The sequence below is a fragment of the Plesiomonas sp. ISS29 genome (assembly GCF_056522795.1).
The window spans coordinates 1,706,329-1,726,896 of record NZ_JAWRZQ010000001.1 but is presented as its reverse complement, the minus strand read 5'-3'; the positions used below and the strand labels follow the sequence as shown (position 1 = coordinate 1,726,896).

General features: G+C 44.4%; 17 protein-coding genes and 2 tRNA genes. 9 read left to right on the top strand and 10 right to left on the bottom strand.

The window, feature by feature from the left end:
* Positions 1-10: 10 nt before the first annotated feature.
* The 6 genes from AC1HDJ_RS07735 to AC1HDJ_RS07710 all read left to right on the top strand — a co-directional run bounded on the left by AC1HDJ_RS07735 (position 11) and on the right by AC1HDJ_RS07710 (position 4,031).
* Positions 11-95 (top strand) — tRNA-Tyr (locus AC1HDJ_RS07735).
* Between the two features lie 56 nt (positions 96-151).
* Positions 152-236: transfer RNA gene (locus AC1HDJ_RS07730), tRNA-Tyr, on the top strand.
* 415 nt (positions 237-651) lie between these two features.
* Positions 652-1,422, top strand: coding sequence for an ABC transporter ATP-binding protein (locus tag AC1HDJ_RS07725; RefSeq protein ID WP_479534789.1), 771 nt, complete (start codon positions 652-654; stop codon positions 1,420-1,422).
* A 207-nt stretch (positions 1,423-1,629) separates the two neighbouring features.
* The gene (locus AC1HDJ_RS07720; protein WP_479534787.1) at positions 1,630-2,418 is read left to right on the top strand and encodes a transporter substrate-binding domain-containing protein; all 789 of its coding nucleotides are present in this window, start codon (positions 1,630-1,632) and stop codon (positions 2,416-2,418) included.
* Positions 2,419-2,592: 174 nt separating this feature from the next.
* Positions 2,593-3,294: an ABC transporter permease gene (locus AC1HDJ_RS07715; RefSeq protein WP_479534785.1), complete on the top strand. Its 702-nt coding sequence runs from the start codon at positions 2,593-2,595 to the stop codon at positions 3,292-3,294.
* 5 nt (positions 3,295-3,299) lie between these two features.
* The gene (locus tag AC1HDJ_RS07710) at positions 3,300-4,031 is read left to right on the top strand and encodes an ABC transporter permease (RefSeq protein WP_479534783.1); all 732 of its coding nucleotides are present in this window, start codon (positions 3,300-3,302) and stop codon (positions 4,029-4,031) included.
* Between the two features lie 71 nt (positions 4,032-4,102).
* On the opposite strand, the gene xthA is transcribed toward AC1HDJ_RS07710, so the two are convergent.
* The 4 genes from xthA to AC1HDJ_RS07690 all read right to left on the bottom strand — a co-directional run bounded on the left by xthA (position 4,103) and on the right by AC1HDJ_RS07690 (position 10,036).
* Positions 4,103-4,909: an exodeoxyribonuclease III gene (gene xthA / locus AC1HDJ_RS07705; RefSeq protein ID WP_479534781.1), complete on the bottom strand. Its 807-nt coding sequence runs from the start codon at positions 4,907-4,909 to the stop codon at positions 4,103-4,105.
* Positions 4,910-5,032: 123 nt separating this feature from the next.
* A complete protein-coding gene (gene gadC, locus AC1HDJ_RS07700) occupies positions 5,033-6,442 on the bottom strand; it encodes a glutamine/gamma-aminobutyrate antiporter GadC (RefSeq protein WP_479534779.1) in 1,410 nt (469 codons plus the stop codon).
* 215 nt (positions 6,443-6,657) lie between these two features.
* On the bottom strand, positions 6,658-8,133 hold the full coding sequence (gadC, locus tag AC1HDJ_RS07695) for a glutamine/gamma-aminobutyrate antiporter GadC (protein WP_479534777.1): 1,476 nt from the start codon (positions 8,131-8,133) through the stop codon (positions 6,658-6,660).
* Between the two features lie 163 nt (positions 8,134-8,296).
* Positions 8,297-10,036 carry a pyridoxal-dependent decarboxylase gene (locus tag AC1HDJ_RS07690; protein WP_479534775.1) on the bottom strand — a complete coding sequence of 580 codons (1,740 nt, stop codon included), beginning with the start codon at positions 10,034-10,036 and terminating at the stop codon, positions 8,297-8,299.
* A gap of 478 nt (positions 10,037-10,514) precedes the next feature.
* On the opposite strand from AC1HDJ_RS07690, the gene cutC reads away from it, so the two are divergent.
* On the top strand, positions 10,515-11,270 hold the full coding sequence (gene cutC / locus AC1HDJ_RS07685; RefSeq protein WP_479534773.1) for a copper homeostasis protein CutC: 756 nt from the start codon (positions 10,515-10,517) through the stop codon (positions 11,268-11,270).
* Positions 11,271-11,453: 183 nt separating this feature from the next.
* Here the strand turns inward: cutC and AC1HDJ_RS07680 are convergent, their stop codons facing one another.
* The 6 genes from AC1HDJ_RS07680 to AC1HDJ_RS07655 all read right to left on the bottom strand — a co-directional run bounded on the left by AC1HDJ_RS07680 (position 11,454) and on the right by AC1HDJ_RS07655 (position 17,311).
* Positions 11,454-12,371, bottom strand: coding sequence for a LysR family transcriptional regulator (locus AC1HDJ_RS07680; RefSeq protein WP_479534771.1), 918 nt, complete (start codon positions 12,369-12,371; stop codon positions 11,454-11,456).
* A 4-nt stretch (positions 12,372-12,375) separates the two neighbouring features.
* The gene (gene cmoB, locus AC1HDJ_RS07675; protein WP_479534769.1) at positions 12,376-13,380 is read right to left on the bottom strand and encodes a tRNA 5-methoxyuridine(34)/uridine 5-oxyacetic acid(34) synthase CmoB; all 1,005 of its coding nucleotides are present in this window, start codon (positions 13,378-13,380) and stop codon (positions 12,376-12,378) included.
* Between the two features lie 12 nt (positions 13,381-13,392).
* Positions 13,393-14,133 (bottom strand): carboxy-S-adenosyl-L-methionine synthase CmoA, encoded by a 741-nt coding sequence (gene cmoA, locus AC1HDJ_RS07670; protein WP_479534767.1) that lies wholly within the window; start codon positions 14,131-14,133, stop codon positions 13,393-13,395.
* Positions 14,134-14,255: 122 nt separating this feature from the next.
* Positions 14,256-14,651, bottom strand: coding sequence for an MAPEG family protein (locus AC1HDJ_RS07665; RefSeq protein ID WP_479534765.1), 396 nt, complete (start codon positions 14,649-14,651; stop codon positions 14,256-14,258).
* Between the two features lie 225 nt (positions 14,652-14,876).
* Complete coding sequence (locus AC1HDJ_RS07660) at positions 14,877-16,787, bottom strand: EAL domain-containing protein (RefSeq protein WP_479534763.1); 1,911 nt, start codon at positions 16,785-16,787, stop codon at positions 14,877-14,879.
* Positions 16,788-16,810: 23 nt separating this feature from the next.
* Complete coding sequence (locus AC1HDJ_RS07655) at positions 16,811-17,311, bottom strand: putative pterin-binding protein (RefSeq protein WP_479534760.1); 501 nt, start codon at positions 17,309-17,311, stop codon at positions 16,811-16,813.
* A gap of 412 nt (positions 17,312-17,723) precedes the next feature.
* Here AC1HDJ_RS07655 and AC1HDJ_RS07650 point away from each other — a divergent pair, with 412 nt between their 5' ends.
* On the top strand, positions 17,724-18,428 hold the full coding sequence (locus AC1HDJ_RS07650) for a Bax inhibitor-1/YccA family protein (protein WP_479534758.1): 705 nt from the start codon (positions 17,724-17,726) through the stop codon (positions 18,426-18,428).
* Positions 18,429-18,797: 369 nt separating this feature from the next.
* Entirely contained in the window at positions 18,798-20,567 is a 1,770-nt protein-coding gene (gene aspS, locus AC1HDJ_RS07645) for an aspartate--tRNA ligase (protein ID WP_479534756.1), read from the top strand.
* Position 20,568: the final 1 nt, after the last annotated feature.

Genomic DNA, 20,568 nt, shown 5'->3' with positions numbered 1-20,568 from the left:
AAACCTGTGTGGAGAGATTCCCGAGCGGCCAAAGGGATCAGACTGTAAATCTGACGGCTCAGCCTTCGAAGGTTCGAATCCTTCTCTCTCCACCATCTATTTACAACGCATTGCTTTGGCTTGCAGTGCTATATAACCGCAAAACCTGTGTGGAGAGATTCCCGAGCGGCCAAAGGGATCAGACTGTAAATCTGACGGCTCAGCCTTCGAAGGTTCGAATCCTTCTCTCTCCACCATTCTCTTTTTTCTATTCTCACTCTGTTTTCCTTTTCCTCACTATATTCAAAAATTTTTCGGCCCGCATTTATCTGCATTCCCCCTATTTATGTACACTGATTTTACGTTTATGTATTCCATCCCCTCTTCATCTATTCCTTTTTTGTTATTGATTTTTATACACAATTTACCCTTTCCCTATTAACCATAAATTAACAGTGATCGACTGCAATTAGCCGTTACTGCCTATTTTAAAAACGGTAATTATCAGAAATAACACATAACATCCCTAATGTAGGGATTAATAGCAGAAGAAGTCACTGCTCCGATCAGCCAAATTACCCGCATTTTATTCACTGACTATTAACAAAAATACCAACATACAGTAATTTAGCCTTTGATCTGTTTTTTCGTACAGAACCAAGGATGTTGCAGATGTCAGATATCCCCGCACTACAAATTACTGATTTATATAAATCTTTCGGGGTAAATCCCGTGTTGTCAGGTATCAGTTTGAGTGCCCATAAGGGGGATGTGATCTCAATTTTAGGCTCATCAGGATCAGGTAAGTCTACATTTTTGCGCTGTATTAATTTGCTAGAAACCCCCAGCGCAGGTGAAATACGGATTAAGGGTGAGCTTATCACCATGAAGCAAAACCGGCGCGGAGAGCGTTTTCCGGCCGATGAAAAGCAGGTGCAACGGCTGCGTTCACGGCTGGCAATGGTCTTTCAAGGGTTTAATCTCTGGTCGCACATGACGGTGCTGGAAAATATTATCGAAGCACCTATACATGTTCTGGGTGAACCACGCCACAGTGCAATTGAGAATGCCGAGGTGTTGCTGCACAAGGTCGGCCTGTATGAGCGCCGTGATTATTACCCCGGCCACCTTTCCGGCGGGCAACAGCAACGCGCAGCAATTGCCCGCGCGCTGGCAGTGCAACCGGAAGTTCTGCTGTTTGATGAACCAACATCAGCACTTGATCCAGAGTTGGTGGGTGAAGTGCTAAATGTGATGCGCAGCCTTGCTCAAGAGGGGCGAACCATGTTGGTGGTTACGCACGAGATGTCATTCGCCCGTGATGTTTCCAGCCACGTGGTGTTTTTGCATAAGGGTAAAATTGAAGAGCAAGGTTCACCTGAACAGGTTTTTTATCACACCCAATCAGAGCGAATGCGGCAATTTTTAGCGCCAAAATATTAGATCTAAATATTACGCCTTAAATGTTACCCACAAATAGGCTAAATAGTGAGATACCAACTACGCTAAGACAGAGATACATCCCATTATTGGGTGAATAATCAGTAGGTAACACTCCTGCTATGAATAGCCAGTATCACCCACAAAGCCGCATGTAAGCGCCGTTGGTGTGTATTGCGTTAACTCCCCTGTTGAAGAAGGAATTTGAATATGGCCCGAATCCCCACACTGAATAAGCATGTTGCGCTGAGTATGCTGATCACTGCAACTTGCCTGATAAGCAGTTCTGTTATCGCCAAAGAGTGGAAAGAGGTTCGTATTGCGGTGGATGTGCCGTATGAGCCGTTTGAGTTTAAAAAACCCGATGGCTCACTCACCGGTTTTGAAATTGATCTGGGCAACGCAGTCTGCCAACAGGCTAAACTCAAGTGTGAGTGGGTAGTACAAACATGGGACGGTATTATTCCCGGTTTGTTAGCCCGCAAATATGATGTGATCTTTTCATCTATGTCGATTAATGAAGAGCGTAAAGCCAAAGTTGATTTTTCTGATGCTTACTACAATACCCCAAGTGCATGGTTTACACCGAAAGTGACTGATATTAACCCTGCTAAGCCGGAAACATTAGCCGGTAAAAAGCTGGGCGTACAGCGCGGTACGATTCAAGATACTGAGGCCAGCAAGATATACGGTAAAACAGCACAGATTATTCGTTATAACAGCGGCGATGAGGTGGTATTAGACCTGAAAGGTGGCCGATTAGATGCAGTATTAATTGATTATCCAGTAGGGGAAAGCACGATTTTAAAAACCGCAGACGGTGAGAATTTTGTGATAACCGGGGATAAATTCCAGCTCGGAGATGGTGTGGGTGCGGCATTTCGTAAAAATGATACAGAGCTGAAAGCGGTATTTAATCAGGCATTAAGCACCGTTAAGAGTAACGGCACGTATGATTCGATTATGAAAAAATATTTTGAATATAATGTGAAGAAATAATCTTCTGAGAGGCTATGCCGTTATTTTACGTTGAGTACGGTAGGTTGCTTTTAGCGTAGTTTGCACTCCTGCCGTACCTTTTATTTATGTTTGTATATTAATAATCCTCCCATCAACAAAAATATGCGTATCAGGATAGTTATACGCTGTGCACCCCCCATTACGGAGAATATTATGCTTGATCTCCACGGATACGGCCCGTCTATTTTTTATGGTGCACTGCTGACAGTGAAGTTGGCGTTTTTATCACTACTGATTGCCCTTACACTCGGGCTACTTACGGCTCAGGCTAAATTATCATCAAATCGTGGGCTGCGCGTTATTGGCCAGCTCTATACAACGGTAATCCGCGGTGTGCCAGATCTGGTACTGATGTTGCTAATCTTTTTTGGCATTCAAATTGCGGTAAATATGTTAGGCGATTGGATAGCAGAACACTACCAGATTGATTTTTATATCAATATTGATGAATTTACGGCTGGCGTACTGACCATTGGGCTGATTTTCGGGGCTTACATGGGCGAAACGTTTCGTGGTGCATTTTTGGCAGTAGATCGTGGCCAGCTTGATGCAGCACGAGCTTTTGGTATGTCTTCGGCTCAGGTTTTCAGGCGAGTATTATTCCCACAAATGATGCGCCATGCACTGCCCGGATTGGGCAATAATTGGCAGGTTCTGGTCAAAACAACGGCACTGGCTTCAGTTATTGGGTTAACTGATATGGTCAAACTGGCCAAAGAAGCTGCCGGTGCGGTACACGAGCCATTTATTTTTTTTATTCCGGTTGCCATTATCTATCTAACATTAACCACCCTTTCTGAATGGGGCATTTCAGCACTGGAAAGACACTACAGCATTGGTGTTGTCAGGGAGTAGACAAGATGAACTCGCCATTTTTACACATTTTAACCACCTGGTTAGACAGTAACACCATTTTCACCTCTGAAACGCTGCTGCACTATGCCAATGGTTTGGTGACCACACTGCAACTGCTGGTTATTTCATTGTGGTTTGGTGGGTTACTTGCTATTCCGTTAGCCATTGCCCGATGCAGCAAGAGCCGTATTATTTCAGGATCGGTGTGGATTTTTACCTATCTGTTTCGTGGTACACCTTTGCTGATCCAGCTCTATATTGTGTATTACGGCGTGAGTATGATTGATGGCGTACAGAGCTCTATCTGGTGGCCACTCTTACAAAACCCGCTTTACCCCTGTTTGCTGGCATTTTCCCTTAATACTGCGGCCTACAGTACTGAAATTTTACGTGGTGCAATGCAGGCTACGCCGCGTACAGAGCTTGAGGCTGCACGAGCCTACGGCATGTCGCCTTTTTGTTTGTTGCGGCGGATCATTTTGCCCTCGGCTTTTCGCCGCGTGTTACCCGCGTACTCTAATGAGGTGATTTATATGCTGCATGCCACCTCACTGGCCAGTGTAGTTACTGTGATTGATATTACCGGCGCGGCACGTGATACCTATGCGCGGTATTACGCACCGTTTGAGGCCTTTTGCTTTGCCGCGCTGATTTATCTGTGCTTAACACTGATGATTGTTGGAATATTTAAACAGTGGGAACAACGCTGGCAACGGCATCTACGCCCTTTATCGTAAGGTTAGATATAGCTACAAAGCAGTGTGGAAGACAAAAAGCCGGTTTAAACCGGCTTTTTGTCTGGATAGCGTTACAACGTAAAATTAGCCCAAATTGGCGCATGATCTGACGGTTTTTCCATTCCCCGGATCTGATAATCAATTCCCGTATCTTGGCAACGCTCAGCCAGCATTTTAGTGGCTAAAATCTGATCGATACGTAAACCGCGGTTTTCATCAAACCCTTTTGAGCGGTAATCAAACCATGAGAACCGATCATTCACATCAGGATTTTCTGCTCGGAAAGTATCAATAAGCCCCCACTGCAACAGAGTTTCCATCCATTCACGCTCTTCAGGCAAAAATGAACATTTTCCGGTACGTAACCAGCGTTTACGGTTTTGCTCACCAATACCGATATCCAGATCAGTAGCACTGATATTCATATCACCCATAATCACAATCGGTTGCTCGGGATTATGGCTGGTATTGAGATAGTGCATCAGATCAGCATAAAACTTACGTTTTGCTGGAAACTTGGTTTCATGATCACAACTTTCACCCTGCGGAAAATAGCCATTAATTACCGTTAATGTGCCTGCAGGGGTGGCCAAATCCGCCATGATGATACGGCGCTGCGCATCTTCATCATCTGTCGGGAAGCCTTTACGTACTGCTAGTGGTTCAGCCTTAGTCAGCAGTGCAACACCGTAATGGCTTTTCTGCCCATGATAAAAAACGTGATACCCCAGAGGAGCAAGATCAGCTAATGGAAAGGCATCATCGTGCACTTTAATCTCTTGCAGCCCGATAACATCGGGCTGATGCTGCTGTACAATTTCAGCCAGCTGGTGTGGCCTTGCGCGTAAACCATTGATATTAAAAGATATGAATTTCATAAGTTATACTTATTATCACCAATAAAAAGAGATACCCAGAATGCTAACAAGGCCACAGACAGTTTGAAAGCAGGAATTGACCCTGATCAAGATAGAGCCTCTGATTAGACGATAACCCACCATTTAGGTTTCACTTACCCAAGAGGCTTTACGAAAGGCATACAATATCAACGGAATCGCAACAAATGCTGCTGCACCCAATACCAATATCAAACTATAAATCAGTGGGTTACCTACCGATATTTGTGCCGGAGGAATAAAGCTGACCACAAAAGCCAGTACTGAAGAAAATAGCCCAACACCACCAATTAGCCATATACCGGCTTTTCCGCCCGGAATTTTATAGGGCCGAACAGTAGCCGGTTCTCGGTAACGTAAAGCAATGACAGCAATAAACATCATAATATACATCAATAAATATAAAATAATTGAAAGCTGCCCCAGAATCTGAAAAGCAGACTGCACTGACGGCAAAAATATCAGCAATATAGAGAGCAAAGTAACAATAACACCCTGCATCAGTAAAATATTTCGCTGTACACCATGACGATTCACTTTTTGCAATACTGGCGGAAGATAACCTAATTTTCCCACAGCAAACAAGCCACTTGAAGGGCCTGAAACAATCACAGTAACCTGCCCTAACACCCCAATTGCCAGCATAGCTGCAATGATTTTACCCAACCCAGAAACACCTAATGCAGTAAACAGATGATCGTAGGTCATTAATAAACTTTGCACTAAATTCATGTGATTTTGTGGAATTACCGCACTGATTGTTAATGTGCCTAATACCAAAACAACAACCGTTGATATAGCTGCTAACCCAATAGCTATCGGGTAATTGCGTGAGGGGTTATCTAACTGGCTAACATGTACAGCATTAATTTCCATGCCGGAATAAAATAGAAAAACACTCGCAGCCAGTACAATATTACTGAAATGACTAAAGTCAGGAATAGCTGCAGCGTAAGAGAGCGTAAATGCAATAGGGTGACCGGTAACTACATATAAAACACCACAGACAATCAGAATAATAGCCGGAATGATAGTACCGATTAATCCGGCAACTGCACTGATACGTGATGCTGATTTTACACCGCGCGCTGTAATAAATGTGGCCAGCCAATAGACACATAAAACCACAACCAGTGTATACATTTTATTTGCAGCTAAAACAGCATCACTGATAGGGTTATTGCCTGTATACGCTAATGATACGGCAGCAAAAATCAGCATTGTAGGAAAACAAATCGTTGTTGCTAGCCACTGTAAATAAATCGCCAATAGCCCTAACCTATCCCCCAATGCCTGACTGATCCAGCGAAAAACACCCCCTTTCTGAGGCCAACCCGTTGCCAATTCTGCTGCAACAAGCGAAACAGGAACTAAGAAAAACAGAGCTGCAAATAAGTAATAAAAAACCGAAGCTAAACCATATTCAGCTTCCGTTGACAAACCACGCAAGCTGATTACGGTAGTTATATTCATCAAAATGAATGTCCCTACGCTTAACACAGCAGGCTTAATCATTTTTGTGTCACTATGATGATTGTTATTTATGCTATCGTCTTGATTTGGCATAATTACTCTCCAGACATCTATTTATAGCATCAGATATCATCTCTTATAAAAACCGTGGTAATTTTACTTACTAGTTTATGAACAATGCCATTAACAAATGTGATAATGGCATTGCATTTAAATATAAAACGGCCAATGTCAGTTAATTCAGCCATTCACCTATATTATTTATCCGTTTCTTTTTCATCCCAATCCATAATCCATGCTGGCTTACGGCATGCATATACAATCAAAGGCACAACAAAAAAGCACACTGTACCGACAATAAGAATAATGACATAAGAAGAGGGATCACCTACTGATATTTGAGATGGTGGAATAAAGCTCAATACACAGGCTAATACTGAACCAATAAAACCTGCTCCAGCAATAATCCACATACCTACTTTACCACCAGGAACACGGTAAGGACGCGGGGTTTCAGGCTCTTTATAACGTAAATAAATGGCGGCAGCAAAAAGCATAATATACATCAGTAAATATAAAATACTCGCCAACTGCCCTAGTATTTGGTAAGTAGACTGAACTGACGGCAATACAACCAGAAACACTGACATAATGCTGACGATGATACCTTGAAAAATAAGAATGTGTGACTGGACACCATTTTTATTGGTTTTTTGGAAAAAAGGTGGTAAGTAACCTTCGCGACCAACTTGCAATAACCCAGTAGAAGGGCCGGCAACAATAGCTGTAATTTGGCCAAGCACCCCAAATGCTAATGCAGCCGCGGTTAACTCACCTAACCAACTTAATCCAAAATGTGCAAATAAAGCGTCATACGCAACCAGCAAACTTTGCACTAAATTAATTTGTGATTTTGGTATTAATGTAGCAATACACAATGTACCAAAAATAAAAATCAATACTGTTAATGCTGCAGCGGTAATAATAGCAATCGGATAGTTTTTAGACGGATTTTCTACTTCAACAACGTGCACGGCATTAATCTCCATTCCGCCAAAAAATAGGAAGATACTTGCTGCCAGCACTAGGTTATTAAAGTTAGACAAATCTGGGAAAAAATCAGCACTTGATGCGGTAAAATGAATTGGGTTTCCTGTGCATACATAAATCAGTGTTAATACCATTAAGATGCAGGCAGGAATAATAGTACCAATTAACCCCCCGAGGGTTGCTACCTTTGCAGAGGATTTAATCCCTCGTAGTGTTACTGCCGTGGCTAGCCAATATACCGCCAGTACAATACCTACTGTATACAGACGATTTCCTGCTAATGCCGCATCAGCACTCTGATGAGGCCCTATAAAAGCCAGCGAAACTGCGGCAAAAATAAGCACGGTAGGAAACCAAATCGTGGTCGCTACCCATTGTAAATAAATAGCAACAAACCCCCAGCGATGACCAAATGCCTGACCTATCCAGCGAAAAACGCCCCCTTTTTGTGGCCACCCCGTAGCCAACTCTGCCGCAACTAATGCCACCGGAATTAAGAAAAAAAGCGCTGCAAATATATAGTAAAATGCAGAGGTAATACCGTACTCAGCTTCAGCAGGCAGCCCCCGTAAACTGACGACGGTGGTAATATTCATAATTGCCAATGTTGCGACACTTATTTTAGCCACGGTTGCTTTAGCCACTGTACTAGCGGATTTTTTTGTACTGACACTGCCAGACATAACTTATCCTTATCTTGATCAACAAGACATGAAAATCAACTTATCATTATAAAAAGCCATAAAGCGAAGTAATAAAAAAGTGATGGCTACATCACCAAGATAATGAGGACTCAACTTGATAACACAGCCACCACTCAAATCAATCAAAAACAACACTCAGTGGCTATTTTTCACTGATAACTTCATCACGTGCAGCAATAACACAGTCAACCACATGCTGCATAATTTCTGGTGTGATATAAACATTCATCGGGAATGCTTTTAATGCAAAGATATAAGCATCTTTATCTTCACCATCACGATTATATTCAGCAGTTCTAAATCCGGTGCTAAAGCTTAAATATGGGGTATATTGCCCATTAATTTTTTTACCACCACGATACCAAGCATAGAGTTTATTACCTACATCCAGCGTTAATTTATTGTTAGCTATCAATTGGTCTTTATAATTAATATCTGATAGCTCCCGTTGATACTGCTCATGGGCTAATACATCTTTAGGATAAACTCGGAACACGGTAACTAAACCGAAATCATCCGCATTAGTACAAACCGTACTAGCATTTTCATGCAACACCTCACGGAAATAGAATTGATTTTCTAAGATCCCGCCAAGAATAGCGTGAAATCCTTCATAGCCAAAGAATTTTAATGTTGCCCAGCCTGCCAGAGCACCGGTTGCAGCACGTGAAACCTCTAATGTGTAATCCAGCGGATTATACGGTGAACGAGGTTGTAAATAGGCAGAACCCGGGCGTTTTAATAATGTTTCAAATTCATCACTGTTTTGATAGACAAAACAACTACTCGCATAAGGAGACCAGCCCGCTTTATGGAAGTCAATACCCACAGCGTCAGCATATTTCATGCCTTCTAGTGATTTATAGTTACGTTTAATATAAGGAAGAATTTCATTACTAAACTGAAGCGGATTTTTATCAAAATCATACTTTTTGAAAGTCAACCATGACCAACACACTACCGCATCACAATACAGCAACGCTTTACCATAAGGTTGAGCATTTGGATATTGATCCAACAGCTTTCTAACTTTCTCGACCGGATCGAATGCATTTGCATCGGTTGTCCCCATTGTACACACGACAGATGCCACAGGTATTTCTTTCTCATTCAGATCTTTAAGAATCTCCTCTAGATGCACCACATCCATAGCATTCGTTAAAGGATCGGTACGGACTTTAATAATATTATCCATACCCAAGCCCATCCAGTCGGTGCTGTTGAGCATAGTATAATGAGCCTGCTGAGAACAAATAACTTTAGCATCTGTACGCACGCCAGAATTACGTGAATCAGGCAATACACGTGTTAACGCGTATTTCACATGGTAAGTCCAGCAACCTGAACCACCATATGTATAAATACAGCCGGTATTAAGCGGATTCCAGCCAATTAAATTACCGAGCATCCCCGCACTCTCTAATTCAGCGCGATGCACGTTCCATGAGTATTCCCCCTCTAAAATATTGGGTGAAAATATCTCTGATAATACGGCAGCAATAATAGAAGCTGAGTTAGCCTGTGGAATAACATTACACATGGTTAATGGATGCCCCCAATTTGGCAGCCCTTCAAATAACTGTGTTGTCTCATTAATCACTTTTTCTGTTGAGCTCATTTTATCGGCCATTGCTACATCTTTTACTTTCGCAAAGTCAATAGTCAATGCCGGATTTTCACCCAAATAAGCAGGCCCATTTTTTTGCGGGCGTAGTTGATTTAATTTTTTTACTGCATGCCCGATAGCGGTTGCAAGCCCGTCTTGCTCATCACCAAAAGGCGATGGAAATGCAGCCAGCATATCTTGACGATATTTTGCCCATGCTTTTGCATCATTGTGAATATGGCCTTTTTCATCCCAGTTCGCTTCATAAGATTTCATTTTCAATATCCTTCTGTATCATGGAAAAGATTAACAAGGCAGATATAGTGACTTATTAAACGCTGATATAGGTTTTGAGTGCATATGCATTCATGTAACCTGATGAATTTAATGTAAGGCGAGAGAATTTATAGATCAACCGGGCAGACGTATTTTGAAATACACCGTAACCGGATACAGGAAAGGCAATTTTTTTCACATAGATAGCATCAGCTTTGTGCATATCGCCATACTCTGTTCCAGAATTTATATCCAGCAATATCACCTTTATATTCAAAGTATCTAAATACCCCTGCACTCTATTCTGACCACAAGTAAGAGCTCTATCCCTATACGATTGAATGTAAAAATAGAAATAGTACTGAATTAACAGCGTGATAATCAGAATGTGAACACTGATCACGTCTTATCGTGCAAATTAAGATTCAAAATAAAAACACTGCTACCCTGAGAAAAAAATCAGACAGGAAAATCGATTATGCCAATGCGCCGTATATTAGAGATCAGTTGCTACAGTGTCAGTTGTGCGTTGCAGGCTGAAAAAGCCGGAGCTGACCGAGTTGAGCTGTGTGCCGGCCGCTTAGAAGGGGGAACGACCCCTGTATACGGTTCACTGCTTAGTGCCCGTGATCAGCTAACTATTCCGGTATTCCCGATTTTACGCCCACGGGGCGGTGACTTTTGCTATAGCCAGCAAGAGTTTGAAGAGATGAAGTCAGACTTATCGCTGATGCGTGAACTCGGTTATCCCGGGGTTGTGTTGGGTATGCTAAATGAAGACGGTGAGCTAGACAGTACACGTATGCAAACCCTGCTTGGTTTAGCCGGTACAATGGAAATTACCTTTCATCGCGCATTTGATATGTGCGCAGATCCGATGCTGATGCTGCAACAACTGACAGATTTAGGCGTTAGCCGTATTCTTACCTCAGGGCAGCGTGATACTGCAGAACTTGGCTTACCGCTGTTGCAAACTCTATGGGCTAAAACCGCCGATACGCATGGGCCTATTATTCTGCCCGGTTCAGGGATTAGGCTCAGCAACATGCACACCTTTATTCAAGCCGGTGCGCACGAAATTCACTCCTCGGCATCACACTGCGTACCTTCGCCGATGCGCTACCACCAACCCGGTGTAAATATGAGCCGCGATAGCGGTGCCGATGAGTTTGCCCGTGTTGAAGTTGACCCGTATGCCGTCAGCCAAATGAAAGCGCGCTTATCAGAGATATAATGCTGTAGCAGTGGTGTTTTCCGTACAGATAGGCACTATAGCCCAGACAGTACCGTGCTCCCCCTATTGCCGTTTATGCACCCTATCCTGTAACAGGATGCTGTCTGGCTATCTAGCACCTATATACACTGATACAGCCTAGCTATATCGGCTAGCAATACTGAGATACAATAGCCAAAAGTTTTACTGATCCTGAAAAACAGCTGAAACCTGTGCCTGATCAGCCTGAATCATTAAATTTGCCAGTGTTTTTGCCCCCGGCCCAGTCTGCTCACCACGAGGCAACAGCAACTGAGCAGTTAAACGACGCTCACCGCCAAACTGTACCGGCAAACGGTGCAATAACCCCTGCTGAAACTCCGGCTCAGCAATATGATCAGGCAACCATGCAAACCCCATATTGGACAGCAGCAAGTTTTTTGCCTCATAAAAATGGCTGACACTCCAGCGCTGACCGGCTTTCAACCAGCCAATCTCCATGGTCGGCTGTAGCGCATTATCCATGATTACAATTTGCAAATGCCCGACTAAATCCTGCTCATTTAACGCGGTAAATTCAGCCAGCGCATGCTCAGGGTGACAATACGGATGTAGCGAAATACCGCATAACGGTTCGCCCAAAAAACCAGCCGGAACATGCGGTGTAATCACCAGATCCCAACCATCACGAATAGCTTCTTGCGTGGCAGTCAGGATAGTATCTTTGATAATCAGCCGGCTGCCACGGCTTTGCGGATAAAACTGCGTAATCGCATCCAGTAACGGCTGACGCGGATAGATTGACTCAATGGCAATGCGGATCTCCGCTTCCCAGCCCTGATCCAAATTGGCTGCCAGCTCTTCAACTGCCAGCGCATGCCCCGTCAACTGGCGGCTACGGTGCAAAATAACCCGACCGGCATCGGTTAAAAATGCCTTACGGCCACGCACCTCTAACAACTGCACACCGAGCATCTCTTGCAATTTTGACACCGCATGGTTCAGCGAAGACTGGCTTTTATTGAGCTTCTCTGCCGCCTGAGCATAGCCACCATGATCCACCACGGCCTGAAACATCCGCCACTGTTCAAGAGTTGTTTTTGGCCGTGATAGTACTGACATACGCTTATTCCTTAAGGTTGCTAGGCCCTTGCTGCACACATTTATTACGTGCAACAATCACGGCACGGCACGGAGCAGGATACCCTTCCACCGTTTTACTCGGGTCTAGCGGATCTAAAAAATCAGCCAGTGATTCAGTAATCATCCACTCCGTTCGACGCTGTTCATCGAGCGATGTCATCTCAACATCCACCACCCGCACATCAATAAACCCTGATTTTTCCAGCCACTTCACCAGCGCGGCAGCCGACGGAATAAAATAGACATTACGCATTTTGGCGTAACGCTCACCCGGCACTAGCACCGTATTTTCATCACCCGGAACCACCAGCGTTTCCAGCACCAATTCACCTTCCGGCTGTAATTGTGCCTTCAATTGCAACAGGTGATCCAACGGCGATCGGCGATGATACAACACCCCCATTGAAAATACCGTATCAAAGGTTTTCAGCTCAGGCAGCTGCTCAATCCCCAGAGGGATCAAATTAGCGCGCTGATCATTGCCCAGCAACTTACGTACCGCTTCAAACTGGCATAAAAACAGCGGTGTTGGGTCAATACCCACCACACACTCCGCACCTTCGCCAACCATACGCCACATATGGTAGCCACTACCACAACCTACATCCAATACCGTACGGCCAGCCAGCGGTGTGATGTGAGGCAATACCCGATCCCACTTCCAGTCTGAGCGCCATTCGGTATCAAGGTGAATACCGTGTAAATCATACGGCCCTTTGCGCCACGGCATCAGCCCTTGCAATAAATAGGTGATCCGCTGGCGTTCACCGTCAGAAATGCTCTCACCATCCCCCACCGCAACGGCAGAAGCCAAATTAACCGACGAAACTGGCACCTCGGGCAGAAAATTGACCGACTTTTCCCAACGCTTAAACTGGCTGTTTTGGTTCTCTTTTTGCCAAACCGCCAACTGCGCAGGTAATGTTTCCAACCAGTGTGCCAGTGGCGTTTTCGCTATCAATGCATAAAAATGGTTAAACTCAATCATTGTGCTGCTCTCTTATGCATTTTCTGATTTTATCGCCAACATAGAGCCAAAATTAAAGCACTGATACCACACCTCAGCGTGCTCAAACCCTGCACTGGCTAAACGCTGCTTATGCATCTCTACCGTATCAGTTAGCATCACATTCTCAAGCGCGCTGCGCTTTTGGCTGATCTCTAACTCACTGTAACCATTGGCACGTTTAAAATCTAAATGCATATCAAACAAATGCTCACCAATCGCCGTATCGGCAAACGAAAACTTCTCTGACAACACTAATGCACCACCGGGGCGCAAACCGGCATAAATTTTATTCAACAGTGCCTGCCGATCATCCGGGTGTAAAAATTGCAGCGTAAAATTCAGCACCACCATTGAGGCATTCTCAATAGCCACATCACGAATATCGCCCTCAATCACCTCTACCGGTGTCTCTGAACGAAATGTATCAATATGGCGTTTGCAGCGTTCAATCATCGCTGCAGAGTTATCAACCGCAATCACACGCACGCCTTCGACATCGATATTTCGTCGCATTGAAAGCGTCGCTGCTCCCAATGAACAACCAAGATCAAAGGCCTGCGTATTTGGCTGGATAAAGCGCGCTGCCAGCATACCGATAGTTGCAATGATATTGCTATAACCGGGAACGGAACGCTTAATCATGTCGGGGAAAACATCCGCAACACGATCATCAAAAGAAAAATCACCTAATTGGGCGATTGGGGCAGAAAAGAGAGTATCGCGGCTAGACATAGCGAAACCTGAGTGACCTGAGTGAATAGGAAGATAATAAAAAAACAGGGTATTCTAGAGGATTGAAGCAGAACTGTCTTGTATCTTACCGCTACAGGCCGTAGCGGTAATCATATATCGTATCATTGTAGATAAAAAATCTGTGACCACGGAATATAATACAGGTTACCGATGATCATTAAAATCAGCGCCGCATAGGTCGCCCCCATTCCGGCACGTCGCCAGCGGAACTCACGCTCATGCATACCAAAATAGTGCAATAAACGGCCAATAACCAGCATCAGACCGGTAAAATGCAGTAACCAGGTTTCCGCGCCATTCATCTCCATCACGATCAGCAGTAAAATCCCAATTGGGATATACTCAACCGCATTACCGTGGATACGAATTGCGGTTTGTAGCTGGTAAAACCCGCCATCACCAAAAGATACTTTGTATTGAAAACGCAACTTCACTACATCAAGAGAAAACTTGATCAATAACAGCGCGCCGAGCACCGCATAAAGGGCGCTAATCATCGTCATCTACTCCGCAACAAACAATACTGCCTGCACGACCACATAATGAATCAATATGTTATATTTACTGCGTGCGTATTGTTCACATTTTTATTGGTAAATTTCCATATTTATCGTGTCATCATAACGTTGTGTGATAAATACACCGTGGTTTACTATACTAAAATTCTAGACAATGGCATAACCTAGTCTGATTTTTATCCCCACATAAACATCTGAAACAACTTAATGAGTAGAAGCATGACTCAGCGCAAGTTCAGTATCTAAAAACGGATGATTCAAAATAAACATATTGATGCCCTCTGCAGGTAGCGCTCGGCAAAAGTGATCACCTTGCAGCCAGTTAGATGACAACATTCTGCCCATTGCAATAAACTGTTTTTGCGTATTAATTTGATCAAAAATCACTTTGATATTTAATCTGCGGGCTATTTGTAAAATGCCCCGTACCAAAATTTGCTGTTTACGGTTACGGGTTAAATCGGTGTATAGCGCACAATCAATTTTAATGTAATCAAGAGATACCCGCTGAAACGCCACCAGAGATGCCGGATTGCGGCCAAACCCGCCTAGCGCCAGTTTTACCCCCATGGTATGCAGATTAAACAATACCGATGTCATGGTATCGCTAGGGCTTTCACCATCAATTTGCAACGTCAGACAGTGTGCTGGCAACTGATAGCGCGCCAACAGTGAACGAATCAGCGCCGGCAATTCAGGATGCAATAAATAATGGCTTATCGGTATACACAAACCTAACTTCCGTTCAGGGAAATCAAGATGCCACTGATGCAGCTGTTGGCAGCTTTTTTCAAGCATCCAGCAACTTAATGATTGTGTCAGTGAATTACTCTCAGCGAGCTGCCATAACTCACGGGTACTGACCTGACCGAAACGAGGGTGATACCAGCGCGGGTTAACTTCAATCAGCCTAACTTCGTGTCCGGTGCAGTCAAGAACCGGTTGGAAATGCAAATTAAGTACCTGCTGTTCCAGATCCTGACGCAACATCTCAGACAATGCCCGTAGACGTTCAGCCTTATGCGCTAATAATGGGCGAGAAAAGGTCACGATACCGGTTCGGTGCTGCTGCTGTGCATCAACTAATGCCAGCTCTGCACACTTTAGTAAGGTATCTTTCTGACGCTGGTTATTACTCACTGCCGCGCCGCAACAAAACAAAACCGAGGTGCGTTGTGGCAAATCATGGTTCAGTGAGTGTAGTTTGGTTTTCAACCGTTCAACGATAGGTTGTAAGTCAGTGTCTTTATTCACACTGAGCAACAGAGCAAACTGATCATCACCAGTACGGAATAACTGGCTACCTTCAGGTCTGACATCATGCAAACTTTGGGTCATCACTCGTAAGACATTATCGCCAACATCAAAACCAGAAACACTGTTGATCATCCGGAAAAATTCCAAATCAAACAACATCAGCCCTATACGCTGCTTATCGTAATTGGCAGTTTGTAAGGCCGTAAATAACTGATCGCGCATAGGTAAGCCGGTCAGTGTATCCTGATGGTTTTGCTGCTCTAATCGGCGAGTTTGGCGGTAAAAGAGAAAAAAGCAGAGTAAGGCAAAAAATAACGATGTTAGCAACGATATCCCAAGCAGATGACTTGCCAATACCGTATTGTTATTTCCAGTTAGCTGATAATAGCGATATTCATGAAAAAACTGGTTAATTAAACGGTCTAAGTCACTACTGTTTTTCGCAATTTTACGCTGAATAGTGCCAATATCTTGATCTGAAATATTGCGCTGATTAAACAACGTCTCAAGTGATTTAAAATCACTAAAATACTGCCGAAGCAGTGTATCTGCCCCCACTACCTGATCAATAGCAGACGCCTCTTCACCTTCGAGTAATACGGGGAATCGGCTCCACATCAGCTCATAGCGCAGATACATCTCATCCATATCAACCAAACCTGCCTGATACAGCTTGAGTGCCGACTCTATTTTTTGCTGCTCCATTTGCAACTGCATCAGCGCCCATGAGCTGTTCGAGTGTGTCACTTTCAGTGAGCCCACCCCCATACCAAACAGCACCAATGAAAAAACGGCACTGATCACAAATAACCCGCCGGTGATCATCAGCCATTTATTGCACTTTTTTAGCCAGGTCATCCCAACCCTCATCATGTCAGCAGTCAATCCTTAACCGCATTAATACTTCTGATTTGCCAAGCCATTTGAGCATAAAATGCCGAGTTGTGTAAGCTCGGATATTGATCAAGCGGCAAGATGAGCCAGATTGGGCCATTATCACGGATCCGCATCTCTTTACCATCAACGTGCGTTGCAAGTATCGGATCATAAGGCGCTAATTCAGCCGATGATAGTGTAATTTGGTAACCATTTATTGAGCCAATCTCTATTCGATCTGACTGAATATCACCCAGTGCTAATGCATCGCTCAGGCGCGGCCCACTGAATGTTCTAGCTTGTGTATGCCACGGGGTTGACGTTGTAATATCATACTGCGGTAATGCATCCAGTTGCCCCATTGACATCGCCAACACACCTGTTCGGCCATTCGTTAATGTTAATACTGTTTTCCCGCTTTTTTCTGGTGCAGTAACCGTAGACTGTGCATAACTGGGAAAACAGCTCAACAGCGCTAAAAAAGTTAACACGAGCATTCCAGACATAAACCGTACCCGCTTTGAACGCACTAATACGTATCGATATGTTGGCTGATTTAACAAAATCATGCTTGCACCTAACTCTCTTTATCTTGGTAAAAAGGCAGTATTGCCAATTAGAAAACGTAAAGCAGAAATAACCAATAGGCAATTCTAGGCAAAAAAGACATAAATAGAAACAATGCGGTCAAGCTCAGGCGTATAATTAAGCTTGAATAAACTGCATAACTTGCTAATTTCAGAATAACCGTAATCTAGTGTCATCCTTAAGCTTCTGTAGCAATCTATTGATTATCAAGTCGATCATAGAGTTCATTACATAACAGTTTATTAAATAATCAGTTGGAATCAGCACCTAACCATCAACATTTTTACTATCAAGATCACTGACTCGAATTAACGCAAAAGGTCGTCAATTATGAATCCACGTTCAAACAATGTGTTCGCTGAGCGAACAGGTACTCGTGTACAGGCTTACCTGTCACAAGTGTATGGCTGGATGACTTGTGGCTTGTTGCTTACCGCGTTTGTCGCGTGGTATGCCGCCAGTACACCTGCCGTTATCAACTTCATCTTTTCCAGTAAAATTACCTTTTTTGGTCTAATTATCGCACAGTTAGCTCTGGTATTTGTGCTATCAGGTATGTTGCAACGCCTGAGCGGAACAATGGCCACCAGCCTGTTTATGCTCTACTCCGCCCTGACAGGATTAACCCTTTCCAGCATTTTTATTGCTTATACCGCCAGTTCAATTGCAGCAACATTTGTTGTTACTGCGGGTATGTTTGGCGCAATGAGCCTGTACGGCTACACCACCAAACGTGATTTAAGCGGTATGGGTAATATGCTGTTTATGGCATTAATTGGTGTGGTTCTTGCTTCACTGGTCAACATGTGGCTAAAAAGTGACACTCTGATGTGGGTCATCACCTATATTGGTGTGGTGCTGTTTGTTGGCTTAACCGCCTACGATACCCAAAAGCTGAAAATGCTGGGTGAGCAGATCTCAGAAAGCGATCACGAGAACTTCCGTAAATATGCCATTGTGGGGGCACTAACCCTGTATTTAGACTTTATCAACCTGTTCCTGATGCTGTTACGTATCATGGGCAATCGCCGATAATCACACCAGAATATGCAGGCTTGGCATCGCCTTAGGGCCAGTAAACGATGCAAAGCCACAAAATTTGTACAATTACCTACATTTGCCCCGATTAATCTCGGGGCTTTAGTTTTATTGGGCTGCCGTTATCCTTTATAATGTCGCTCTTTTGTCGAAGGCCGCACTTTGTAAAAGATCACAAGGCCGGTCAGTTTGCTCCGCAGTAATGCGCGTTCAGCAAACTCAGTATTGGTAAAAATAATCAGGCAGAGTCTCGGCGAGCAACTCGCAGGTATCGCAAAACAACGCGTTATCGCAACTGTAACAACCCCCGAGCGGTTATTACGGAACACTCCCGACGTACTCTGTTTTACCAAAAGGATGTAAACCATGCGCACCGTATATTGCGGACAACTTAATCGCACCCACGAAGGGCAAGATGTTACCCTATGTGGCTGGGTGCACCGTCGCCGAGACTTAGGCGGCCTGATCTTTATTGACATGCGTGATCGCGAAGGCATTACTCAGGTATTCTTTGATCCAGACCATCAGGCTGCATTTGCAAAAGCGTCTGAATTGCGTAACGAGTTCTGTATTCAGATTAAAGGCGTTGTTCGCGCCCGCCCTGACGGCCAAATCAACAGCGATATGGCTACCGGTGAGATTGAAGTTTTTGCCCAAGAGCTGAACATCATCAACCGCTCAGAGCCACTGCCACTCGATTTCAACCAGACCAACACCGAAGAGCAGCGCCTGAAGTTCCGTTATTTGGATCTGCGCCGTCCAGAGATGGCTGATCGCCTGAAAATGCGTGCCAAAGTGACCAGCTTTGTGCGCCGTTTTATGGATGATAACCAGTTCCTTGATATCGAAACCCCGATGCTGACCAAAGCAACCCCAGAGGGCGCGCGTGATTACCTTGTACCAAGCCGTGTACACAAAGGTAAATTCTACGCACTGCCACAATCTCCACAGCTGTTTAAACAGCTGCTGATGATGTCGGGTTTTGATCGCTACTATCAAATCGTAAAATGCTTCCGTGATGAAGATTTGCGTGCCGATCGCCAGCCTGAATTCACCCAAATCGATGTTGAAACCTCTTTCATGAGCGCCGAGCAAGTGCGTGAAGTGATGGAGCGTTTAGTGCGCGAGCTGTGGCAGGAAGTGAAAGGTGTAGATTTTGCCCCTTTCCCTATTATGACATGGGCAGAAGCGATGCGCCGTTTTGGCTCTGATAAGCCAGATTTGCGTAACCCGCTAGAAATTGTTGATGTTGCTGATCTGCTAAAAGACGTTGAATTCAATGTTTTCTCTACCCCAGCCAATGATCCAAAAGGCCGCGTAGCCCTGATCCGTGTTCCGCAAGGTGCACAGATGAGCCGTAAAACTATCGACGAATATACCCAATTTGCTGGTATTTATGGCGCAAAAGGGATGGCGTGGATGAAAGTCAACGACCGTGCCGCAGGCCTTGAGGGTGTACAAAGCCCTGTTGCCAAATTCCTGAATGCTGAGATTGTCGAAGAAATCTTATCCCGCAGTGGCGCAGAAAACGGCGATATTCTGCTGTTTGGTGCTGACCGCTGGAACGTGGTCACCGATGCTTTGGGCGCTTTGCGTATCAAACTTGGCCGCGATTTCAAGCTGACCGATCTGAGTGCATGGGCACCGCTGTGGGTAATTGACTTCCCAATGTTTGAAGCAGATGACGAAGGTAATCTGGCTGCGATGCACCACCCGTTCACTTCACCGCGTGATATGACACCGGCTGAGCTGAGTGCGAATCCTACCGCTGCCATTGCCAATGCTTATGACATGGTGATTAACGGCTATGAAGTGGGTGGCGGTTCTGTGCGTATTTACAACAGCGATATGCAGCAAACCGTATTCAGCATCTTGGGCATTAATGAACAAGAGCAGCGTGAGAAATTTGGCTTCCTGCTTGATGCGTTGAAATTCGGTACACCACCGCATGCCGGTCTGGCTTTTGGCCTTGACCGTTTGGTGATGTTGATTACCGGCACCGACAATATTCGTGATGTTATCGCATTCCCGAAAACAACGGCGGCAGCCTGTTTGATGACCGAAGCACCAAGCTTTGCTAATCCGGCTTCACTGGCAGAGTTGTCTATCAACGTTGTGAAAGCATCAAAGGAATAAG

Coding starts and splice junctions, on each gene's coding strand:
- AC1HDJ_RS07680 (WP_479534771.1), bottom strand. CDS start 12,371: ATGTCAGTACTATCACGGCCAAAAACAACTCTTGAACAGTGGCGGATG.
- cmoB (WP_479534769.1), bottom strand. CDS start 13,380: ATGATTGAGTTTAACCATTTTTATGCATTGATAGCGAAAACGCCACTG.
- AC1HDJ_RS07720 (WP_479534787.1), top strand. CDS start 1,630: ATGGCCCGAATCCCCACACTGAATAAGCATGTTGCGCTGAGTATGCTG.
- AC1HDJ_RS07715 (WP_479534785.1), top strand. CDS start 2,593: ATGCTTGATCTCCACGGATACGGCCCGTCTATTTTTTATGGTGCACTG.
- AC1HDJ_RS07690 (WP_479534775.1), bottom strand. CDS start 10,036: ATGAAATCTTATGAAGCGAACTGGGATGAAAAAGGCCATATTCACAAT.
- cutC (WP_479534773.1), top strand. CDS start 10,515: ATGCCAATGCGCCGTATATTAGAGATCAGTTGCTACAGTGTCAGTTGT.
- aspS (WP_479534756.1), top strand. CDS start 18,798: ATGCGCACCGTATATTGCGGACAACTTAATCGCACCCACGAAGGGCAA.
- AC1HDJ_RS07710 (WP_479534783.1), top strand. CDS start 3,300: ATGAACTCGCCATTTTTACACATTTTAACCACCTGGTTAGACAGTAAC.
- gadC (WP_479534777.1), bottom strand. CDS start 8,133: ATGTCTGGCAGTGTCAGTACAAAAAAATCCGCTAGTACAGTGGCTAAA.
- AC1HDJ_RS07655 (WP_479534760.1), bottom strand. CDS start 17,311: ATGTCTGGAATGCTCGTGTTAACTTTTTTAGCGCTGTTGAGCTGTTTT.
- xthA (WP_479534781.1), bottom strand. CDS start 4,909: ATGAAATTCATATCTTTTAATATCAATGGTTTACGCGCAAGGCCACAC.
- cmoA (WP_479534767.1), bottom strand. CDS start 14,133: ATGTCTAGCCGCGATACTCTCTTTTCTGCCCCAATCGCCCAATTAGGT.
- AC1HDJ_RS07660 (WP_479534763.1), bottom strand. CDS start 16,787: ATGACCTGGCTAAAAAAGTGCAATAAATGGCTGATGATCACCGGCGGG.
- AC1HDJ_RS07725 (WP_479534789.1), top strand. CDS start 652: ATGTCAGATATCCCCGCACTACAAATTACTGATTTATATAAATCTTTC.
- AC1HDJ_RS07665 (WP_479534765.1), bottom strand. CDS start 14,651: ATGATTAGCGCCCTTTATGCGGTGCTCGGCGCGCTGTTATTGATCAAG.
- AC1HDJ_RS07650 (WP_479534758.1), top strand. CDS start 17,724: ATGAATCCACGTTCAAACAATGTGTTCGCTGAGCGAACAGGTACTCGT.
- gadC (WP_479534779.1), bottom strand. CDS start 6,442: ATGATTAAGCCTGCTGTGTTAAGCGTAGGGACATTCATTTTGATGAAT.